We start from the raw sequence: 19,798 nt of genomic DNA on the forward strand, positions 1-19,798 counted from the left end.
CAGGTTCTCCCAGGTCGAGTTCTTCAGATCGGGCCGGAGGCCGAACACCGAGGCGACCAGCCGGCCGAGATCGGGCTCGGATCCGGTGCGGGTCTTCTGGTCGTCTCCGACATACCCGAGCGGCGCGGAGCCGGCCGGGAGCCTACCGAGCCCGATGGTCAGTTTCCCGTCCGCGGTGACGGACTTGGGCAACTGGGCCCGGATGGAGTCCACTTCGGGGACGTGCAGCGTGGTCTGTCTGGCGGCGCCGTTCGAGACCGCGCTTCCGGGCGGAGCGTCCGGCGAGCACGGTGCCGGCGCCGGCCGTCCAGGATCCGCCGCAGGACTGGTACGGCCGGGAGGCGGTCTACGAGCCCATAACCCCGCCCGCCGTGCCGGTCACGCCCCCTGAGCCGGCGATGCGGCCCGAGCCGTTCCCGCAGCAGGGCCACCCGGCCGCGGATCCGGAAGGGAGTACGGCTGTCTTCCCTGCTGTACGGGACGACGGCGTACGGGGCGAAGCCATGCGGGACACCGCCGTACGGGACAACGCCGTACGGGACAACGCCGTACGGGGGCGGGCTGTCTTACCTGCGTGCGCGGACGACGGGTGCGGGGCGGAAGCCATGCGGGACACCGCCGTACGGGACAACGCCGTACGGGACAACGCCGAACGGGGCGAAGCCGCGGCTGCGGAGGCCGCTGCCGTGCGGGAAAACCGCGTACAGGACAGCCCGGTACAGGACGGCCCCGTACAGGACGACGAGACCGTGGGGCTGCGGGTCCCCACCGCGGGCCGCCCCGCCGCACCGACCGGTGGCCGTGCCGAGCGCCGCAAGGCCGCCAAGGGCCGGGGCCGCAGGGGCGCCGCGCCCGCCGAACCGGTCATCCCCGCCATCCCCCGCACCCGGATGGAGGCGCGGCTCGCGGCGCGCGCGCTCAAGGACAGCCCCGCGGTCATCGCCAGCCGGGCGATCGGTGAGATCTTCATCAGCCTCGGGGTGCTGATGCTCCTGTTCGTCACGTACCAGCTCTGGTGGACGAACGTACGCGCCCACCAGGAGGCCAACGGCACGGCCCACAGCCTCCAGGACAACTGGGCGAAGGGCGGCGACAACAAGCCCGGCGCCTTCGAGCCCGGTCAGGGGTTCGCGATCATCCACATCCCCAAGCTGGACGTGGTCGTGCCGATCGCCGAGGGCGTCAGCAAGACCAAGGTGCTCGACCGCGGAATGGTCGGCCACTACAGCGAGGGCAAGCTCAAGACGGCGATGCCGTCGGCGAAGACGGGCAACTTCGCACTGGCGGGCCACCGCAACACCCATGGTGAGCCGTTCCGTTACATCAACAAGCTCAAGGACGGCGACAAGGTCGTCGTCGAGACGCAGGACGACTACTACACCTACGAGGTGACGAGCCGGCTGGCGCAGACGTCCCCGTCGAACGTATCGGTGATCCAGCCGGTGCCGGTGGGCTCCGGCTTCACCCGGCCGGGCCGCTACATCACGCTGACGACGTGCACGCCCGAGTTCACCAGTACGTACCGAATGGTCGTGTGGGGCAAGATGGTTGATGAACGGCCACGGAGCAAGGGGATGCCCGAAGCCCTGACCGGAGGCTGAACGGTTACGGATACAGGGGACAGGTGCGGTGGCGTCGACGACCGAGCAGGACGAGCAGACAACCACGCCCCGCGCACGCGGCGGCGGCCGCGGCCCGGTCGCGACCGCCATCAGCGTCTTCGGTGAACTGCTCATCACCGCGGGGCTGGTGCTCGGGCTCTTCGTCGTCTACTCGCTGTGGTGGACGAATGTCGTGGCCGACCGGCACGCCGCCGCGCAGGGACACAAGATCCGCGACACCTGGTCGCACGGCAGCTCAGGCCCCGGCGCCCTGGACACCAAGGACGGCATCGGCTTCCTCCATGTGCCGTCGATGAAGAACGGCGAGGTACTGGTCAGGCGGGGCACCAGCACCAGCATCCTGAACGAGGGCGTCGCCGGTTACTACGTGAAGCCGGTGAAGGCAGGACTCCCGTCCGCAAGCACGGGCAACTTCGCGCTGGCCGCGCACCGCGACGGGCACGGCGCGAAGTTCCACAACATCGACAAGGTGAAGACAGGTGATCCGGTCGTCTTCGAGACCAAGGACACCTGGTACGTCTACAAGGTGTTCAAGGAGCTGCGGCAGACGTCGAAGTACAACGTCGACGTGCTCCAGCCGGTGCCCAAGGAGTCGGGCAAGAAGAAGCCGGGCCGCTACATCACACTGACGACCTGCACCCCGGTCTACACGTCGCGGTACCGGTACATCGTCTGGGGCGAGCTGGAGCGCACCGAGAAGGTCGACGCGAAGCGCACCCCGCCGCCGGAGCTGCGCTGACATCCGGATCCGTATCACGGGTGAAGCCCCGGTCCCCAGCCGGACTCATGGAGTCCGGCTGGGGACCGGGGCTTCGGGCCGTACGCGGTACCGCTGTGGCCGGCTAGTTCCACCCGTCGAGGATGCCGCCGTCGCCGTTGTTGTTACCGCCGCCGTGGTTACCGCCGTTCCCGCCGCCACCGAGCGTGGTGAGCGTGACGGTGGTGCTGCCCGGGTCGTCCTCCGGGGTGCCCACCCCGGGGTCGGCGCCGGTGACGATCGCGTTGTCGTCGCCGTTGCTGCCGCCCGCGACCTGGACGTTGGTGAAGCCGGCCTGGTTGAGGATCTGCTTCGCCTCGGACAGCTTCTTGCCCCTGACCTCGGGGACCGCCGTCGGCGTGGGCGTCGCCTTGGCCTTGGCGACCGTCAGCGTGATCGTGGCGCCCTTCTTGGCCTCGCCGCCGGACGGGTCCTGACTGAGCACCGAACCGGCCGGCTGGTCCCCCGACTCCTGGTCGGCGGCCCGGGAGACCTGGAAGCCCGCGTCGGTCAGCTGCTTGGACGCGTCCTCGAAGGTGCGGCCCGTGACGTCAGGGACCGGGATCTTGGTCGACTTCGCGATCTTGATCGTGACCTCGGAGCCCTTCTGGGCCGAGGTGTTGCCCTTCGGGGACTGGTCGAAGACCTTGCCCTCGTCGGCATCGGACTCGACCTGCTGCGGGTTCACCTTGAAACCCTTACCCTCCAGGTCCTGGGTGGCCTGGTCCTCGGTCTCACCGTTGACGTTGGGCACCTCGACCTTGGGGGCGCCGGTGGACACGACGACCGAGACGGTCTCGCCCTGCTTGAGCTTGGCGCCGCCGAACTTCGGGTCCTGGCTGCAGACGTTGCCCTTCGGCGCGTTGTCGCACGGCTTCCGGTCCGAGACGGTCAGCTTCAGCTTGGAGTTGGCGATCAGGCCCTTCGCGCTGTCCAGGGACTCACCGACGAGCTGCGGCACCGTGACCTCGCTGGAGTCGCTGCTGTTGTTGCTGAACAGCGACTTCCCGATGAGGATCGCACCGACCAGCACCAGGACGCCCGCGATGATGAGCAGGATCGTCGACGTGTTGGACTTCTTCTGTGGCCGTCCCCGTCTGCGGTCCGGGCGGTCGTCATAGCCGTAACCACCGTCGTCCGGGTTGACCGGGGGCAGCATGGACGTCTGGCCGTCGGCCTGGTCCTGTTGCCGTATGGCGGTGGTGGGCTGCTCCGCGTCGTAACCGCCGTAGCCCGCCGCGCCCATCGCCGCGGTCGCGGCGACCGGCTGCCCGTCGAGGCACGCCTCGATGTCGGCGCGCATCTCGTCGGCCGACTGATAGCGGTAGTCGGGGTCCTTGACCAGGGCCTTGAGGACGATGGCGTCCATCTCGGGCGTGATCTCGGGGTCGAAGTTACTGGGCGACTGCGGCTCTTCGCGTACGTGCTGATAGGCCACCGCGACCGGCGAGTCCCCGATGAACGGTGGCCGGACCGTCAGCAGCTCGTACAGCAGACAGCCCGTCGAGTACAGGTCCGAGCGGGCGTCGACCTGCTCGCCCTTGGCCTGCTCGGGGGAGAGGTACTGGGCCGTGCCGATCACCGCGGACGTCTGCGTCATCGTCATCCCGGAGTCGCCCATGGCGCGGGCGATGCCGAAGTCCATGACCTTGACCTGGCCGGTGCGCGTCAGCATGACGTTGGCCGGTTTGATGTCACGGTGCACGATGCCGTTGCGGTGCGAGTACTCCAGGGCCTGGAGGATCCCGATGGTCATCTCCAGGGTGCGCTCGGGCAGCAGCTTGCGGCCGGAGTGCAGGAGCTCCCTGAGCGTGGACCCGTCGACGTACTCCATCACGATGTACGGGATGGAGATGTTGTCCACATAGTCCTCGCCGGTGTCGTAGACAGCGACGATCGCGGGGTGGTTGAGCGAGGCGGCCGACTGGGCCTCACGGCGGAACCGGGCCTGGAAGGACGGATCGCGGGCGAGGTCCGCCCGCAGCGTCTTCACGGCGACGGTGCGGCCGAGCCGGGTGTCATGCGCGAGGTAGACCTCGGCCATGCCACCACGGCCGAGCACCGAGCCCAGCTCGTACCGGCCGCCGAGGCGACGCGGCTCTTCCATAGCTAATCCAGCCCTCTCCGTATGTCCCGACCGCACCCTGGGGTGGTCCGGCGGTGTGCTGTTCGCGGATACGCTACCGGCCACGGATGGATGATCAGCCCACGACCGTCAGCTGATATCGGACCGGTATCGCGCAGGTGCCGTGTGCCTTCCGTCACGATCGTCACTTCTTGCTGTTGATGACGGCGTTCATGACGTCCTTGGCGATCGGAGCGGCGAGACCGCCACCGGAGATGTCCTGACGGGACGCGTCCGAGTCCTCGACGACGACGGCCACGGCGACCGGCGAACCCTGAGCGGTCTTCGCGTACGAGATGAACCAGGCGTAGGGGTTACCGCTGTTGTTGATACCGTTCTGCGCGGTACCGGTCTTGCCGCCGACGGTGACGCCGGGGATCTTCGCGTTCCCGCCGGTGCCGTTCTCGACCACTCCCTCCATCATCTTCTGCACCATCTGCGCGTGCTCCTTGGACAGGGGCTCGCTCTGCTTCTCCGGATCGGTCTTGGCGACGGTGTCCAGGTTCGGAGCGGTGAGACGGTCGACCATGTACGGCTTCATCAGCGTGCCGTCGTTGGCCACGGCGGAGGCGACCATCGCCATCTGCAGCGGGGTGGCCGAGGTGTTGAACTGGCCGATCGAGGAGAGCGCGGTCTGTGCCTTGTCCATGTCCTTGGAGAAGACACTGGCGTTGGAGCGGGTGGGCGTGAACTGCTCGCTGTTGAAGCCGAACTTCTCCGCCTCGGCCCGCATCTTGTCGTCACCGAGGTCGGCGCCGATCTTGCCGAACACCGTGTTGCAGGAGACTTCGAGGGCCTTCACCAGTGTGGCGTTCTTGCAGGGCAGATTGCCCTCGTTGGGCAGGTCGTGGGTGGAGAGCGGCAGCCGCCAGGGCAGCGGGGACCTGGTCGGGGTGTCGACGCTGTCGTACAGGCCGTTCTCCAGGGCTGCCGACGCGGTGACCACCTTGAAGGCGGAACCGGGCGGATACGTCTGGCGCAGCGCCCGGTTGAGCAGCGGCTCGTTCTTGTCGTCCTTGAGCTTGGTGTAGTTCTTCGAGTCCGTGGTCGTGGAGTTGCCCGCGAACGTCGACGGGTCGTACGAGGGTGTCGAGGCCATGGCGAGGATCGCGCCGGTCTTCGGGTCGAGGGCGGCCACCGCGCCCTTCTTCTTGCCGAGCCCTTCGTAGGCGGCCTTCTGGGCGTCGGCGTTCAGCGTGGTGACGACGTTGCCGCCCTGCTTCTTCTCACCCGTGAACATGGAGAGCGTCCGGTCGAAGAAGAGCCGGTCGTCGTTGCCGGTCAGGATGGAGTCGTTGAGGTTCTCCAGCTGCGTCGCGCCGAACGCCTGCGAGGCGTACCCGGTGACGGGCGCCCACATGGGGCCGTCCTTCCAGGTGCGCTTGTACTTGAAGTCGCTGCCCTGGGTCTCCGTCGAGCCGGTGACGGCCTTGCCGTCGACGATGATGTCGCCGCGCTGGTGGGCGTAGCGCTCGATCTCGATGCGGCGGTTCTCGGTACGGGCGTTGAGGCTGTCGGCCTTCACGTACTGGATCCAGTTGTCGCGCAGCAGCAGGGCGACGATGAGGAGACCACAGAAGATCGCGATCCGTCGCAGTGGCTTGTTCACGGTCGGACCACCTGGGTCATCTCGGCGTCGGGGGACGGGGCGGGGGACGGAGCCGGGCGGCGCGCGGTGTCGCTGATCCGGATCAGGATCCCGATCAGGGCCCAGTTGGCGAGAACGGATGAACCGCCGTAGGCGATGAACGGCATGGTCATACCGGTCAGCGGAATGAGACCCATGACACCGCCGGCCACGACGAAGACCTGGATGGCGAAGGCGCTGGAGAGGCCGACGGCGAGGAGCTTGCCGAACGGGTCGCGGGCGGCCAGCGCGGTCCGGACGCCGCGCTCGACGATCAGACCGTAGAGCAGCAGGACGGCCATCATTCCGGCCAGACCGAGCTCTTCGCCGACGGTGGCGAAGATGAAGTCGGAGTTCGCCGCGAAGCCGATCAGGTCCGAGTGGCCCTGACCGAGCCCGGTGCCGAGGGTCCCGCCCGATCCGAAGGCCATCAGGGACTGTGCCACCTGATCGCTCTGTGCCAGCGTCGCCTTGGAGAACGGCGCGAGCCACGCATCCACGCGCTCCTGGACATGCGGTTCGAACGTGGCCACGCCGACCGCGCCGACGGCGGACATGATCAGGCCGAACACGATCCAGCTGGTGCGCTCCGTCGCGACGTACAGCATGACGACGAAGAGGCCGAAGAACAGCAGCGAGGTCCCGAGGTCCGTCTCGAAGACCAGGATGAGGATCGACATGGCCCAGATGACCAGGATCGGCCCGAGGTCACGGCCGCGCGGCAGATACAGGCCCATGAACCGGCGGCTGGCCAGGGCCAGGGCGTCGCGTTTCACCATGAGGTAGCCGGAGAAGAAGATCGCGATGACGATCTTGGCGAACTCACCGGGCTGGATGGTGAAGGAGCCGAGGCTGATCCAGATCTTGGCGCCGTTCACCGCGGGGAAGAACATCGGCAGGATCAGCAGGACCAGCGCCACCACCATGGAGATGTAGGTGTAGCGCTGCAGAATGCGGTGGTCCTTGAGGAAGACGAGGACCGCGACGAACAGGGCGACACCCAGCGCCGAGTACAGCAGCTGCTTGGGTGCGTCGGGGCTGAAGCCGCCGAACGCCAGCTTGGCCCGCTGGATCAGCCGGGGTGACTGGTCCAGCCGCCAGATGAGAGCCAGCCCGATGCCGTTCAGCAAGGTGGCCAGCGGCAGCAGCAGCGGATCGGCGTACGGCGCGAACTTGCGCACCACGATGTGGCCGACCGCCGCGAGCAGCGTGAGGCCCGTTCCGTAGCCGAGGATGCCCGACGGCAGCGAACTGTTGATCGCGAGGCCCACATTGGCGTACGCGAACACCGAGATGGCGACGGCGAATACGAGCATCAGGAGCTCGGTGTTGCGACGGCTCGGTGCTTCGATCGCGCCGATGGTGGTCGTGTTGGTGACAACGCTCATGGTGGTGAAAGGCCCCCTACGGCTCTACTGCTTACCGCACAGCGGGACCAGCTTCTGCTCATCCTCCGAGAGGCTGGGGCCGGGCGTGGGTGTGGCGCTGGACTTGGGCTTGGTGGTGGTCCCGGTCCTGGTGGTGGTCCCACTGCTGGAGGAGGAGAGCGTGCTCGCACTGCCGGTGGTCTTGCCCGTGTCCGGCTTCTGCTTGTTCTCGTCCTCGACCTTGCGGCGCTCGGCGTCCTTCTTGCAGACACCGGCCTGCTCGGCCAGTTCACTGATCTTGCGCTTGGCCTCGGTGAGGCTGCCTTCGGTGATCGTCGCGTCGACCTGCTTGCGCTGGTACGGCGGGAGGTACTTGAGTTCGATCTCGGGGTGGTCGGTCTCGACCTTCGAGAGCGAGACCCAGGCGAGGTCCTGGCTGATGCCCTGGTACAGCGCGACGTTCTGGTTGTTGGACCCGACGTAGTACTGGGTCTGGGTCCAGCGGTACCCGCCGTAGAGCCCGCCGGCGATGACGGCGAGGGCGAGCACGACGAAGAGCGACCGCTTGATCCACCTGCGGCCGCCGGACGGCTTGATGAAGTCCTCGTCGCTGTACGCGTCGAACGCTCCGTCGGGTGCCGCGCCGTATCCGTCGCCGCTTCCGGGCGGGCCGAAGCCGCCGGGCGCGGGCGGCGGCACCTGGCGGCCCCGGCCGGAGGCCCGGCCCGCCGGGGTCTGCATGGCCCCGCCGTCGTGCTGCGCCGCCTGGTTCTCGGCGACCGCGCCCACGACCACCGGGGTGTCGTTGAGCTGTGCGGCCAGGGTGTCGTTGGAGTCGACGTCGAGGACGTCGGCCACGATGCAGGTGATGTTGTCAGGGCCACCGCCGCGCAGGGCGAGCTGGATCAGCTCCTGGATCGTCTCCTGCGGGCCCTGGTAGCTGGCGAGTGTCTCTTCCATCGTCTGGTGCGAGACGACGCCGGAGAGCCCGTCGGAACAGATCATGTAGCGGTCGCCGGCCCGCACCTCCCGGATGGAGAGGTCGGGCTCGACGTGCTCGCCACTGCCCAGCGCGCGCATCAGCAAGGAGCGCTGCGGGTGGGTGGTGGCCTCTTCCTCGGTGATACGGCCCTCGTCGACGAGGCGCTGCACCCAGGTGTGGTCCTGGGTGATCTGCGTCAGGACACCGTCCCGCAGCAGATAGGCGCGGGAGTCGCCGACATGCACGAGGCCGAGGCGCTGACCGGTCCAGAGGAGGGCGGTGAGCGTGGTGCCCATGCCTTCGAGCTGGGGGTCCTCCTCGACCATCATGCGGAGCTGGTCGTTGGCCCGCTGTACGGCCGTGCCGAGCGAGGTCAGGATGTCGGAACCGGGGACGTCGTCGTCGAGAGTGACGAGCGTGGAGATGACCTCGGAGCTGGCGACCTCGCCGGCGGCCTGGCCGCCCATTCCGTCGGCGATGGCGAGGAGCCGGGGTCCGGCGTAACCGGAGTCCTCGTTCCCCTCGCGGATCATGCCCTTGTGCGATCCGGCGGCGAAGCGCAGGGACAGACTCATGCGCACCTCGCCTGTCGGCTCCGGGTACAACCGGTCTCGAGCCACACTGCCCACCCTCCGGTCGGGAGCGCGCCCCGGCCCGTTGCCGGAACCGCTGCGGCTCGCTCGCTCCGCTCGCTCATTGTCGTGACTACTTCCGCAGCTCGATGACGGTCTTGCCGATGCGGATCGGTGCGCCCAGCGGGATCGGTGTCGGGGTGGTCAGCCGGGTCCGGTCGAGATACGTGCCGTTGGTGGACCCGAGATCCTCGACGATCCACTGGCCGTCCCGGTCGGGGTAGATCCTGGCATGCCTGCTCGACGCGTAGTCGTCGTCCAGCACGATTGTTGAGTCATGTGCCCGGCCGAGGGTGACGGTCTGGCCCTGGAGGGCGACCGTGGTGCCCGTGAGGCTCCCCTCGGACACGACGAGTTTGCTCGGTGCGCCCCGGCGCTGGCGGCCGGCCGCCGGCTGCTGACGCTGTTGCGGCGGCGCGGCGGCCTGCCGCGCGGTCTGCGGAGGACGGGAGTCCGCGTTGCGGCGTGAGCCGCGCTGCGTGACGCGCGTTCCGAACAGATCGCTGCGGATGACCTGGACGGCCACGATCACGAACAGCCACAGAACAGCTAGGAAACCTAGCCGCATGACCGTCAGGGTCAGCTCTGACATTGCCCCCGCTTCACCCTTCGGCTTGCCGGTAAACGATGGTGGAATTGCCCACGACGATCCGCGAGCCGTCGCGGAGCGTAGCGCGGGTGGTGTGCTGTCCGTCTACCACGATGCCGTTGGTGGAACCGAGATCCTGGATCGTCGAGGGGGAACCGGCGCGGATCTCACAGTGCCGGCGGGATACGCCGGGGTCGTCGATACGCACGTCGGCTTCGGTGCTGCGGCCGAGCACCAGGGTGGCGCGCGAGATCTGGTGGCGGGTGCCGTTGACCTCGATCCAGCGCCGCGTCTGGGTGCTCGGCATGGGTCCCGGGGCGGGCGCCCGGCCGGCTGCCGGGCGGCTGCCTCCGGGCGGAGGTGCGCTGGGCATGGGCGGAGCCGCGGCCGGCGGGTAGCCGTAGCCGGCGTTCCGCTGGGGGGCCGGAGGCGCGGCGGGGCCGCGGTCGGCGCCCTGCTGGCTGGTGCTCGACGCGAGGGTGCGGCTGCGGACGCGGTAGAGCCCGGTGTCCAGATCCTCCGCCTTCTCCAGATGGACCTTGATCGGGCCCATGAAGGCGTACCGCTGCTGCTTCGCGTAGTCCCGCACCAGTCCGGAGAGTTCGTCGCCGAGCTGTCCCGAGTACGGGCTGAGGCGCTCGTAGTCCGGTGTGCTCAGTTCGACGATGAAGTCGTTGGGGACGACCGTCCGCTCGCGGTTCCAGATCGTCGCGTTGTTGTCGCACTCGCGCTGGAGCGCGCCGGCGATCTCGACGGGCTGGACCTCGGACTTGAACACCTTCGCGAAGGTGCCGTTGACCAGACCTTCGAGACGCTGCTCGAACTTCTTCATGACTCCCATGAGGCACCTCCTCCGACGTTGGCGTCCTGGTACTGCTTACTGATCGTATCCACGCACGGGGAAATCGGCTGGTTCCCCTTGTTCCCCCTGTGGATAAGTGTCACCTCTCACACGGATCGTAGAGGTGGCTCCTGAACAGTGTCCCGCACTCGGCGCGCACTGAGGAGGAGTGGGGGGACGAGGTCCCGGTTCCGGACGGGCGCCGGTCGTTCCCGCCGGTCGCCCGCCGGAGAACGGATGTGAATCCACCCTGTCCAGCGTGCTAATCTTCGGATGTCGCCAGGCGCTCGCACAAACCAGTGAGAGAGCCTCGGAAACACCACTTGCGCGAGTGGCGGAACGGCAGACGCGCTGGCTTCAGGTGCCAGTGTCCTTAGGGACGTGGGGGTTCAAATCCCCCCTCGCGCACCATCATCGGACACCGGTGAAGGTGTTCAGTATCACGGAGAAGGGCCCGCATCATTTCGATGATGCGGGCCCTTCTTCCGTTTCTGGGTGCCCCGGGTGACTCATGTCCCGGGGCTCTCATGTCCCGGTCCTGAGCGGCCGCACGGTGTTGGTGCGGCCGCCCATGCCGGTTCAGTCCGAGTGCCCCAGCAGCACGTCGAAGCCGTTCCCGGCGTCCGACGGGACTGTGATCTGTGACGCAGCGGGAGGGTAGCCCGCGGCGATCAGCGTGTAGTCGAGGCCGGTGAGACCCGTGAAGGTGTAGACGCCGTCCGGGCCCGTGGTGTGCCGGGCGACGACGTTGCCCGCCGTGTCGAGCAGGGTGACCAGGGCGTCGTCCACCGGCTCGCCCTGCGGCCCCTTGACCGTGCCCCGGACCGTCGCCGCCGCCGTGAGGGCGGCGTCGTGGCGGGTGGGTGCGGAGCCCGTCACCGTGACCAGGGCGGCGTAGGGCTGGTGGCCCTCGGCTCCTGCGGTGAAGGTGTACGCGGCCGGCGGCAGCGCGGGCAGCCGGTAGCCGCCGTCCGCGGCCGACATGGCCGAGTCGACCACGCTGCCTTCCGCGTCGGTCACGACGAGCAGCGCGCCTTCGATGGGCCCGGCCGTTCCGCTGACGGTGCCGAAGAGTCCGCCGGTGCCGGCGAGCCGGACGTTGTGCTCGACGGGCTCGGTGCCCAGGACGAGTTCGCTGATCTCGGGCTTGCGGTCGGGTGCCGAAGCGACCAGGACGTACCTGCCGTACGGGGCGGACAGCGCGTACGAGCCGTCCGGGCCGGGCACCGCGCGGGCGACCTGGCGGCCGGCCTGGTCGATGAGGGTCACCGCCGATGCCACCGGGGCGTCGAAATCACCCAGCACCCGTCCGCGTACGCCGGTCTGCAGCGGTGCGGCGGCCGGTCCTGCGGCCGGGAGTTCCGCGGCCGGCTGCTCCTGCGGGGCCGCCGTGGTGAGGTCGTCGGGCGCCCCGGGGGTGTGCGCGGCGGCCGGTTCCGGCGCCGGCGCCGCTGCCAGTGGACGGCCCTTGCGGTAAAGGAAGACCGCGATCAGGAAGCCGATCGCGAACAGCCCGGCCGCCCACCAGTAGACGATGGCGTAGCTGTGCACGGCGGCCTGGGCGAGAGCCGGCTTGGAGGTGCCGTGGTCCTTCACGTAGTCGCCGGCCGCGGTGGTCGCCATGGTGGAGAACAGCGCGGTGCCGATGGAACCGCCCACCTGCTGCATGGTGTTGACCGTCGCGGACGCGACGCCCTGGTCGGCGGGTGCGACGCCGAGGGTCGCCAGCGACATGGCCGGGGGCATCACCATGCCGATGCCGGCGCCGATCAGCAGCAGCGGCGGCAGGATGTCCGCGCTGTAGCTGCTGGACAGGTCGATCCTGGTCAGCCAGGCCAGGCCGCCCGCGGCGAACAGGGTGCCGATGGGCACCATGACCTTGGGGCCGATTTTCGGCATGAGCAGGTTGATGGAGAGCTGTGCCAGCAGCATCAGCATGAGGATCATCGGCAGGAAGGCGAGCCCGGTCTTCACCGGTGTGTAGCCGAGGATCTGCTGGAGGTAGTAGGTCAGGAAGAGGAAGATCCCGAACATTCCGGCGCCGGTGGCGAACACCATCAGGTACGAGGCGCTGCGGTTGCGGTCGGCGAAGACCCGCAGCGGCAGCAAGGGGTGCGCGGCCCTGGTCTGCCAGCCGATGAAGGCCAGCAGCAGCACGACACCGCCCGCGAGGAAGCCCCAGCACATCGGGTCGCTCCAGGTGTACGTCTCCGCGTTGGAGAACCCGAAGACGATGCAGAAGAGCCCGCTGGAGACCAGCAGGGTGCCCAGCAGGTCGAGCTTGGGGCGCTGGGCGGGCGCGGGCCTGCGGATGAACAGCAGCGCCCCGGCCACCGCGAGTACGGCGATGACGAGGTTGACGTACAGCGTCCAGCGCCAGTTCAGGTGCTCGGTGAGCACCCCGCCGAGCAGCAGTCCCACCGCGCCGCCGGAACCGGCGATCGCCCCGAACACCCCGAAGGCACGGCCGCGTTCCTTCGGATCGGTGAAGGTCGTCGTCAGCAGGGAGAGCGCCGACGGCGCGAGCATCGCGCCGAACGCGCCCTGGAGTGCACGCCCCACGACCAGCAGCGTGAATCCGCCCGCGGCTCCGGCCAGTGCGGAGGAGGCGGCGAAACCGATCAGCCCGATGAGCAGGGTGGTCTTGCGGCCGAAGAGGTCGGCCAGCCTGCCGCCGAGCAGCAGCAGACTGCCGAAGGCCAGCGAGTAGGCGGTGACGACCCACTGCCGGTCGTCGTTGGAGAAGCCCAGGTCCTGCTGGGCCGATGGCAGTGCGATGTTCACGATGGTGGCGTCCAGCACGACCATCAGCTGGGCGAGGCCGATGACCACGAGGGCCCACCAGCGGTGCGCCGGGGGCGGCGATGCCGAGGGGGCCGGTGGCGCGGCGGGCGGCGATATGGTGCCGACAGCCGCGTCGGCGGGTGCGGAACTCATCATGTACTCCTCAGGTGGTATCTGTGGCGCTGCCGTCGGTCCCCCGGAGCAACACGGGGAGGGCGACGGCGTCGACGTAGCGGCGCAGGTAGTCGGCGTCGGGCTCGCGCTGTTCGAAGACCAGCCGGGCGAAGCCCGCGCCCTGGATGAGGTGGGGGAAGAAGTCGAGGGCCGGATTGGCCGGATCGACCTCTCCGCGGGCGATGGCGCGGTCCACGATGCCGCGGGCGGCCTCCAGGTCGGGCCGCACCAGCGTCTCGTGCATCGCTTCCGCGAGTGCGGAGTCCTGCCGGACGGCCAGGGCGATGCCGCGCATCAGGGCATGGTCCTTCCTGGCTCTCCCGATGCGGGAGGTCATCTCGTACAGGTCTCCCCGCAGGGAGCCGGTGTCGATGCCGGACAGGGTGAACGGCTTACCGTGCCGCAGCGCCTCGGACGCCAGCCGGGGCTTGCCCTGCCAGCGCCGGTACAGCGTGGCCTTGCTGCAATGGGAGCGCTGCGCCACGGTGTCGAGGCGGGCGGCTTCGTAACCGACCTCGCGGATCAGGTCCAGGGTGGCGGTGAAGATCTCCGCCTCCCGCTCGGGCGACAGCCGGGTTCTTCGGGACTCGGGCTGAGGCATGACACTCCAGTAAAACGAAACAGTTTCGTACCGATAAGCTAGGCGGCCCGACATCCGAACGCAAATGGGCCACGCTGCCACGAGCCCGGCCCGACCCGAACGAAGGACCCTAGAATGGTGCGGTCCGGCAGATGGCCCGGCGGATGGTCCAGCGGTGGGGGGAAGGCGAAGTGGCGGCAGGCGTCGAGAGATTCCCGGATCCCTCCGCGGAGGTGCTCGCCGAAGCGGCCGCCGCGTTCGGTCTGCTCGCCTCGTCGGCCCGGCTGCACATCGTATGGGCGCTGGCGCAGGGCGAGAGCGATGTGAGCGGCCTGGCCGAGCGGGTGGGCGGCGCGCTCCCCGCGGTGAGCCAGCATCTGACGAAACTCAAACTGGCCGGCCTGGTGCGTTCCCGGCGGGAGGGGCGGCGGCAGGTGTATTTCGTCGACGATCCCGATGTCGTGACCGTCGTACGGCTGGTGGTCGGCCAGCTGGCCGACCGTGCCGGCGGCGGGTCTTCCGCGGGCCACCTCCGTGGGACAGGCACCTGAGGCCGCCGCGGCCCCGGAGCCCGGTCCCAGGGTCTCCGTACGGGCCGTACGGGCGGCGGACGACGCTCATCCGGCAGGCGGTGCCGCACCGGACCTGGGTGAGCTGACCTCGCTCCAGGTGCTGCGCGCCCTGGACAGCGGTCCGCGCGGGCTGACGGACGCGGTGGCCGACGCACGGCTGCGGCAGTTCGGCGAGAACACGTTGCCCGCACGGCGGCCCGTCCCCTGGCTCGTACGGTTCCTGCGCAGCGTCCGGGACCCCTTCACCGCCGTGCTGCTCTGCCTCGGGGTGGTCTCGTCGCTCGTCGCGGCGTGGGGCACCGCCTCGGTGATCATCGCGCTCGTGGTGGTGAGCTGTGTGCTGCGCTCCGTGGGCGAGCACCGCGCCGACCGCTCGATGGGCGCGCTGCGCGAGCTGGTGGCCAGTACGGCGACGGTGCTGCGACGGCCGGCGGACGACGCGGTTCCGGTGACCCGGGAGGTCCCGGTCGACCAGCTGGTGCCCGGCGATGTGGTCCGGCTCGGGCCGGGCGATCTGGTGCCGGCCGACGTACGGCTGCTGCGGGCCGTCGGGCTGAGCGTCAACCAGGCGGTGCTCACCGGGGAGTCGGCCGCGGTCGCCAAGTCGGCAGCAGACGTTCCCGTACCGGCGTCAGGCGACACCGGATTCGACCGCGCGCATCTCTGTTTCCAGGGCAGCAGTGTGGCCTCCGGCAGCGGCAGCGCCGTCGTGGTGGCGACCGGGGCGCTGACGCGGTTCGCCGCCGGGCACGGGGCGGCAGGACCACGTGGGCCGAGCGCCTTCGACCGGTCGGTGCACGGTATTTCGTGGATCCTCATCCGGTTCATGCTGCTCACCCCGCCGCTGGTGCTGATGGCGAACGCCGCGCTGCGAGGGCGGGGTCTTGAGACGCTGCCGTTCGCCGTCGCGGTGGCGGTCGGCCTGACGCCCGAGATGCTCCCGGTGATCGTCACCAGCTGTCTGGCGCGCGGCGCCTCTCTGCTCGCCCGTCACCACGGGGTGATCGTCAAACGGCTGCCGGCGCTGCACGATCTGGGCGCGGTGGATGTGCTCTGCCTGGACAAGACGGGGACACTCACCCAGGACCTGCCCGTGGTCGACCGGGCGCTGGGCGCGGACGGCGCGGACGACCGCGATGTGCTGCACTGGGCCGCGGTCAACGCCTGGTGGACCCTCCAGCTGGCCGATCTGCCCGCCCCCGACCCGCTCGACGAGGCGCTGCTCGGCGCGTCGGACGGCGAGGAGTTCCTGCCGTACGAGGGGATCGCCGCGCTGCCCTTCGACCCGGTGCGGCGCATGGCGACCGCCGTCGTACGGGGCCCCGGGCGGCTGGGCGTCGACACCCTCGTGGTGAAGGGGGCCGTCGAGAACGTGCTGGAGCGCTGCGCCCTCGACGGCGCGGAGCGGGAGCGGCTGCTCGCGGCGGCCGGGGAGCACGTACGCGGCGGGACCAGGCTGCTGGCCGTCGCGACCGCCGAGCGCCCGGCGCGCAAGCGGGCGTACACCACCGCCGACGAGCGCGGCCTCAGCTTCCGCGGCTTCGTGACCCTGCGCGACGCGCTGGTGCCGAGCGCCGCGGACGCGCTGCCCGCGCTCGCCGCGATGGGGGTGACCGTGAAGGTCGTCACGGGCGACCACCCCGGTACCGCCGCCCGTGCCTGCCAGGAGCTGGGGCTCGACCCCGGCACCGTGCTCACCGCCGGCGACGTGGACGCCCTCACGGACGGCCAACTGGCCTCGGCGGCACGCGAAACGGCCGTCTTCGCCCGCTGCACCCCCGAGCACAAGGCCCGGATCGTCCGCGCGCTCCGGGCCGACGGCCGGGTCTGCGGATTCCTCGGCGACGGGGTCAACGACCTGCCCGCCCTGTACGCGGCGGACGTCGGGATCTGCCCGCGCGACGCGGTCGACGTGGCGCGGGAGGGCGCGGACGTGGTGCTCGCCGAGCACGCGAAGGACCTCTCGGCCGTCGAACACGCGCTGCGGGCCGGACGCCACAGCAGCGGCAACATCGCGACGTATCTGCGCATCACGCTCTCGTCCAACCTCGGCAATGTCATCGCGATGCTCGCCGCCGGGCTGCTGCTGCCCTTCCTGCCGATGCTTCCGGCCCAGGTGCTGGTGCAGAACCTCTGCTTCGACGGGGCGCAGCTCGCGTTCGCCTACGACCGGCCGGCCCCCGGTGTGCTGAGCCGGCCCGCAACCCTGCGGTCGCGCGACTTCCTCCGGTTCATCACCGGTTTCGGTGCGCTCAACGCGGTCGCCGACCTCGCGACGTTCGGGGTGCTGGCGCTCGCCGTGCACGGCCCGGGGGGCCCCGACAGCGAGACGGTGTTCCACTCCGGCTGGTTCGTGGAGAACCTGCTGACGCAGGCGCTGGTGATGCTTCTGCTGCGCCGGGGGGACGGGACGAGCCCGGTCCGCTGGGCGGCGGCCGCTCTCGCCGCCGTCGGACTGCTGCTCCCGCTCTCGCCGCTGGGGCCGCCGCTGGGCATGGCGCCGCTGCCCGGCCTCTACTATCCGCTGCTCCTGGTGGTGCTCGGTCTGTACGCGGTGGGGCTCGCGGCGGCCAGGCGGCGGTACGACAGGCGCCGGTGCCACGGGCGCCCGCGCGACGGGCAGCGGTGTGACGGGCAGCGGTGCGACAGCCTCCGGGCGCAGGAGAGCTGACCGCTTCCGGCGGCGGTCACTCCGTACAGCCCGGGGCGGCCTCAGCCGTAGGACGTAGCGGTACGGCTCAGTACGGCTCAGCACGGCTCAGCCGTAGGACACGTTGCTGCACGGACCTTCGTCACCGGAGCGGGCGCCCGACGCCACCGATGAGGGGAGCGAGGAGGGCGACGCGTCGGATGACGACCCCGGCGACGGGGTGCTGTCCGCTGCCGCCGATGGGTTGTCGGCGTAGACCTGGCCCAGCGTCACGGTGATGCCGGGGGCTGCGGCCTCCTGGAGGGTCGCCCCCGCGAAGAGCCGCGCCACGGTCTCGGCGCCGGTACGCCGGCCGGGTCCGTAGGTGATGACGGTGGAGGTGTGGTTCTGGGCGGGGGCCGTCGCCGTCCCGGTCACGGTGAAACCGTGGTCCCCGAGGGTCCGGGCCGCTTGGGCCGCGAGGCCCGTGACCGTGGTGCCGTTCTGGACGCCGACGGCGATCCCGGCACCGGACACGGGTCCTGTGGTGGCCGGCTCCGACGAGGAGGACGAGGGGCTGGACGAGGCGCCGGGGGACGGGGTCCTGCTGTTCTTGTGGTCCTTGCCGCTGGCGTCCTTGCCGTCGATCGTCCGGTCGGCGCGCAGATCGGACCAGAGGGCGCTCGCGGCCGGTTCGACTATGGCGACGCGCGCACCCTGGTAACGCCAGGGGATGGTGACGAACTTGGTGTTGTGCAGATCGATGTTCTTCAGTGACATCACGAAGGAGAGCAGCTTGTCGGCGGACGACAGCCCCGGATCGACGGTGAGCGAGTGGGTGGCGGCGTCGGCGAGCGGCAGCAGTCTGGTGGGGGTGAACCCGTCGTCCTTCACCTTCTTGATCAAGGAGGAGACGAACGCCTGCTGGCGTTTGATCCGTCCGATGTCGGAGCCGTCACCGATCCCGTGCCTGATGCGTACGTAGTCGAGTGCCTTCTGCCCGGACACGCTCTGCTCGCCCTTGGCGAAGAGGAGCTTGCCGCGGGTGGTGCGGTTGGGGTCGAGGTCGCGCTGGTAGATGTTCTGCGGCAGACACACCTGGACGCCGCCGACGACGCCGGTCAGTTTGGAGAAGCCCTCGAAGTCGACGACGACGGTGTGGTCGATGCGCATACCGGTGAGCTTCTCCACCGTGTTCTGGGTGCAGGCGGGGTTGCCCTTGGCGGTCTGTCCGACGGAGTAGGCCGCGTTGAACATCGTGTGGGGCTGCGGCTTGGTCCAGCTGCCGTCGGGCAGCTTGCAGGACGGGATGGTGACGAGGGTGTCGCGGGGGATGGAGACGGCGATCGCGTGTTTGTGGTCGGCGTAGATGTGCAGGACGAACGCCGTGTCGGAGCGGCCCACGTCGTTCTTGTCGCCGCCGCCCAGCGCACTGTTGCCGCCGGTACGCGCGTCCGAGCCGATCACGAGCACGTTCTGGCCCTTGGTGGCGGCCGCGGGGCGGTCCGCCGAGATTCCGTCCGAGCTGAAGGAGTTGATGTTTCCGTTCAGCCGGAGGTAGACCCATCCGGCGCCCGCGGTGGCCAGCACCAGCAGCGCCATGGCTATGGCGAGCAGGAGGCGGGCGCGGCCGCGTTTCTGGCGCTTGCGGCGTGCGGGCCCGCGGTCCGTGGCGTGGGTGCCCTGCCGGCGGCGGTGGGGTGGTGTGCCGTGTTCCGTTCCGTGGCCTGGGTGGCCCCGGGTGTTGCTCCTGTCGCTGTTCTTCCTCCCCCGGGTCGCGGGCCGGGGGATCCGCTCGTTGCCGCGTGTCGTCCGATCGCTCGTTTTCATCTGCGCGCTCTCATCCGTCCGTCCGTACAAGAGGGGACGAACGGCCCCACCCCATGGTTGTACAGTTGCGCAATGTAGCAAGCTTTTCTGGAGAGGTTTCCGGCGGTACTGACCGCCGGACCGACGAGAAGAAGGGTGGGGTGGAGATGCTCCGCAACGTTCTTGAGCCCTGGCACCTGCTCATCGTGGTGATCGTGGTCATGGTGATGTTCGGATCGAAGAAGCTGCCCGACACCGCCCGTGCGCTGGGCAAATCGATGCGCATTCTCAAGAGCGAGGCGAAGGCGATGAAGGACGACGGGGCTGTCCCGCCGGCGTCCTCGGCTTCTCCGGCGCCCTCCGCGTCCTCCGCGTCCACGGCGTCTCCGGTTTCCCCGGGAGTCCCGGCGCCTCAGGCACCCCGGGCGGGTCAGTCGTAGTCACTGGCGTGGAGCCGGCGGTGCTGGCCGGGCAGCGGTGTCCGGGCAGGGCTGTGCCGGGCAGTGCGGTACCGGCGGTGCTGGCCGGGCGGTGGTGTGGCGGCGGTGGTGTCCGCGGCTACAGCGGTGTCGCCGCTTCCAGTACGAGGAACAGCGCGCAGGCCGCATTCAGGGCCGACAGGGTCGACGCCGCGGTCCCCGCGGCCGCGATCAGAGTGGCGGCCCCGGCCGCCGTCAGGGCGGGCGGCCGGCCATTGACGGCGGGCGG

Annotated in this window: 14 protein-coding genes, 1 tRNA gene and 1 pseudogene; 6 read left to right on the forward strand and 10 right to left on the reverse strand. The window is 69.7% G+C overall.

What is annotated here, in order from left to right; translation table 11 throughout:
• Nucleotides 1-258, reverse strand: a pseudogene (locus G3I19_RS22460) (ABC transporter substrate-binding protein); the annotation flags it as partial.
• Nucleotides 259-290: 32 nt separating this feature from the next.
• Between G3I19_RS22460 and G3I19_RS22465 the strand changes: the two are divergent.
• Nucleotides 291-1,601 (forward strand): class E sortase, encoded by a 1,311-nt coding sequence (locus G3I19_RS22465; RefSeq protein WP_343235172.1) that lies wholly within the window; start codon nt 291-293, stop codon nt 1,599-1,601.
• Between the two features lie 28 nt (nt 1,602-1,629).
• Entirely contained in the window at nt 1,630-2,361 is a 732-nt protein-coding gene (locus G3I19_RS22470; RefSeq protein WP_164265485.1) for a class E sortase, read from the forward strand.
• A 103-nt stretch (nt 2,362-2,464) separates the two neighbouring features.
• Here the strand turns inward: G3I19_RS22470 and pknB are convergent, their stop codons facing one another.
• From pknB to G3I19_RS22500, 6 genes are all read right to left on the reverse strand, one after another.
• Nucleotides 2,465-4,486 (reverse strand): Stk1 family PASTA domain-containing Ser/Thr kinase, encoded by a 2,022-nt coding sequence (gene pknB, locus G3I19_RS22475; protein ID WP_164265486.1) that lies wholly within the window; start codon nt 4,484-4,486, stop codon nt 2,465-2,467.
• Between the two features lie 163 nt (nt 4,487-4,649).
• The gene (locus G3I19_RS22480; protein WP_164265487.1) at nt 4,650-6,113 is read right to left on the reverse strand and encodes a penicillin-binding protein 2; all 1,464 of its coding nucleotides are present in this window, start codon (nt 6,111-6,113) and stop codon (nt 4,650-4,652) included.
• Entirely contained in the window at nt 6,110-7,519 is a 1,410-nt protein-coding gene (locus tag G3I19_RS22485; protein WP_164265488.1) for an FtsW/RodA/SpoVE family cell cycle protein, read from the reverse strand. The genes G3I19_RS22480 and G3I19_RS22485 overlap by 4 nt, the downstream gene beginning before the upstream one ends.
• Before the next feature lie 24 nt (nt 7,520-7,543).
• Nucleotides 7,544-9,055: a Stp1/IreP family PP2C-type Ser/Thr phosphatase gene (locus G3I19_RS22490; protein ID WP_164265489.1), complete on the reverse strand. Its 1,512-nt coding sequence runs from the start codon at nt 9,053-9,055 to the stop codon at nt 7,544-7,546.
• Nucleotides 9,056-9,185: 130 nt separating this feature from the next.
• Nucleotides 9,186-9,704 carry an FHA domain-containing protein gene (locus tag G3I19_RS22495; protein ID WP_164265490.1) on the reverse strand — a complete coding sequence of 173 codons (519 nt, stop codon included), beginning with the start codon at nt 9,702-9,704 and terminating at the stop codon, nt 9,186-9,188.
• Between the two features lie 10 nt (nt 9,705-9,714).
• On the reverse strand, nt 9,715-10,542 hold the full coding sequence (locus tag G3I19_RS22500; protein ID WP_164265491.1) for a DUF3662 and FHA domain-containing protein: 828 nt from the start codon (nt 10,540-10,542) through the stop codon (nt 9,715-9,717).
• Nucleotides 10,543-10,867: 325 nt separating this feature from the next.
• On the opposite strand from G3I19_RS22500, the gene G3I19_RS22505 reads away from it, so the two are divergent.
• Nucleotides 10,868-10,953 (forward strand) — tRNA-Leu (locus tag G3I19_RS22505).
• A 168-nt stretch (nt 10,954-11,121) separates the two neighbouring features.
• On the opposite strand, the gene G3I19_RS22510 is transcribed toward G3I19_RS22505, so the two are convergent.
• Together G3I19_RS22510 and G3I19_RS22515 are read right to left on the reverse strand one after the other, a co-directional pair.
• Nucleotides 11,122-13,479, reverse strand: coding sequence for an MFS transporter (locus tag G3I19_RS22510; RefSeq protein ID WP_164265492.1), 2,358 nt, complete (start codon nt 13,477-13,479; stop codon nt 11,122-11,124).
• A gap of 10 nt (nt 13,480-13,489) precedes the next feature.
• Complete coding sequence (locus G3I19_RS22515; RefSeq protein WP_164265493.1) at nt 13,490-14,101, reverse strand: TetR/AcrR family transcriptional regulator; 612 nt, start codon at nt 14,099-14,101, stop codon at nt 13,490-13,492.
• A gap of 170 nt (nt 14,102-14,271) precedes the next feature.
• Between G3I19_RS22515 and G3I19_RS22520 the strand changes: the two genes are divergently transcribed.
• Together G3I19_RS22520 and mgtA are read left to right on the forward strand one after the other, a co-directional pair.
• Nucleotides 14,272-14,631, forward strand: a complete 360-nt coding sequence (locus tag G3I19_RS22520) for a metalloregulator ArsR/SmtB family transcription factor (RefSeq protein ID WP_343235173.1) — start codon at nt 14,272-14,274, stop codon at nt 14,629-14,631.
• Nucleotides 14,615-17,323, forward strand: coding sequence for a magnesium-translocating P-type ATPase (gene mgtA, locus G3I19_RS22525; RefSeq protein ID WP_164265494.1), 2,709 nt, complete (start codon nt 14,615-14,617; stop codon nt 17,321-17,323). The genes G3I19_RS22520 and mgtA overlap by 17 nt, the downstream gene beginning before the upstream one ends.
• A gap of 87 nt (nt 17,324-17,410) precedes the next feature.
• Here mgtA and G3I19_RS22530 read toward each other — a convergent pair whose 3' ends face one another.
• Nucleotides 17,411-18,883 carry an LCP family protein gene (locus G3I19_RS22530; protein ID WP_239074677.1) on the reverse strand — a complete coding sequence of 491 codons (1,473 nt, stop codon included), beginning with the start codon at nt 18,881-18,883 and terminating at the stop codon, nt 17,411-17,413.
• Between the two features lie 374 nt (nt 18,884-19,257).
• Between G3I19_RS22530 and tatA the strand changes: the two genes are divergently transcribed.
• Nucleotides 19,258-19,530: a Sec-independent protein translocase subunit TatA gene (gene tatA / locus G3I19_RS22535; protein ID WP_164265498.1), complete on the forward strand. Its 273-nt coding sequence runs from the start codon at nt 19,258-19,260 to the stop codon at nt 19,528-19,530.
• Nucleotides 19,531-19,798: the final 268 nt, after the last annotated feature.

Source organism: Streptomyces sp. SID10853, from assembly GCF_010548145.1.
Lineage (GTDB): Bacteria > Actinomycetota > Actinomycetes > Streptomycetales > Streptomycetaceae > Streptomyces.

Excerpts from the sequence above, each read along its gene's own strand:
- tatA (WP_164265498.1), top strand. The coding sequence starts at position 19,258 with ATGCTCCGCAACGTTCTTGAGCCCTGGCACCTGCTCATCGTGGTGATC.
- G3I19_RS22495 (WP_164265490.1), bottom strand. The coding sequence starts at position 9,704 with ATGTCAGAGCTGACCCTGACGGTCATGCGGCTAGGTTTCCTAGCTGTT.
- G3I19_RS22515 (WP_164265493.1), bottom strand. The coding sequence starts at position 14,101 with ATGCCTCAGCCCGAGTCCCGAAGAACCCGGCTGTCGCCCGAGCGGGAG.
- G3I19_RS22485 (WP_164265488.1), bottom strand. The coding sequence starts at position 7,519 with ATGAGCGTTGTCACCAACACGACCACCATCGGCGCGATCGAAGCACCG.
- G3I19_RS22510 (WP_164265492.1), bottom strand. The coding sequence starts at position 13,479 with ATGAGTTCCGCACCCGCCGACGCGGCTGTCGGCACCATATCGCCGCCC.
- G3I19_RS22500 (WP_164265491.1), bottom strand. The coding sequence starts at position 10,542 with ATGGGAGTCATGAAGAAGTTCGAGCAGCGTCTCGAAGGTCTGGTCAAC.
- G3I19_RS22490 (WP_164265489.1), bottom strand. The coding sequence starts at position 9,055 with ATGAGTCTGTCCCTGCGCTTCGCCGCCGGATCGCACAAGGGCATGATC.
- pknB (WP_164265486.1), bottom strand. The coding sequence starts at position 4,486 with ATGGAAGAGCCGCGTCGCCTCGGCGGCCGGTACGAGCTGGGCTCGGTG.
- G3I19_RS22530 (WP_239074677.1), bottom strand. The coding sequence starts at position 18,883 with ATGGCGCTGCTGGTGCTGGCCACCGCGGGCGCCGGATGGGTCTACCTC.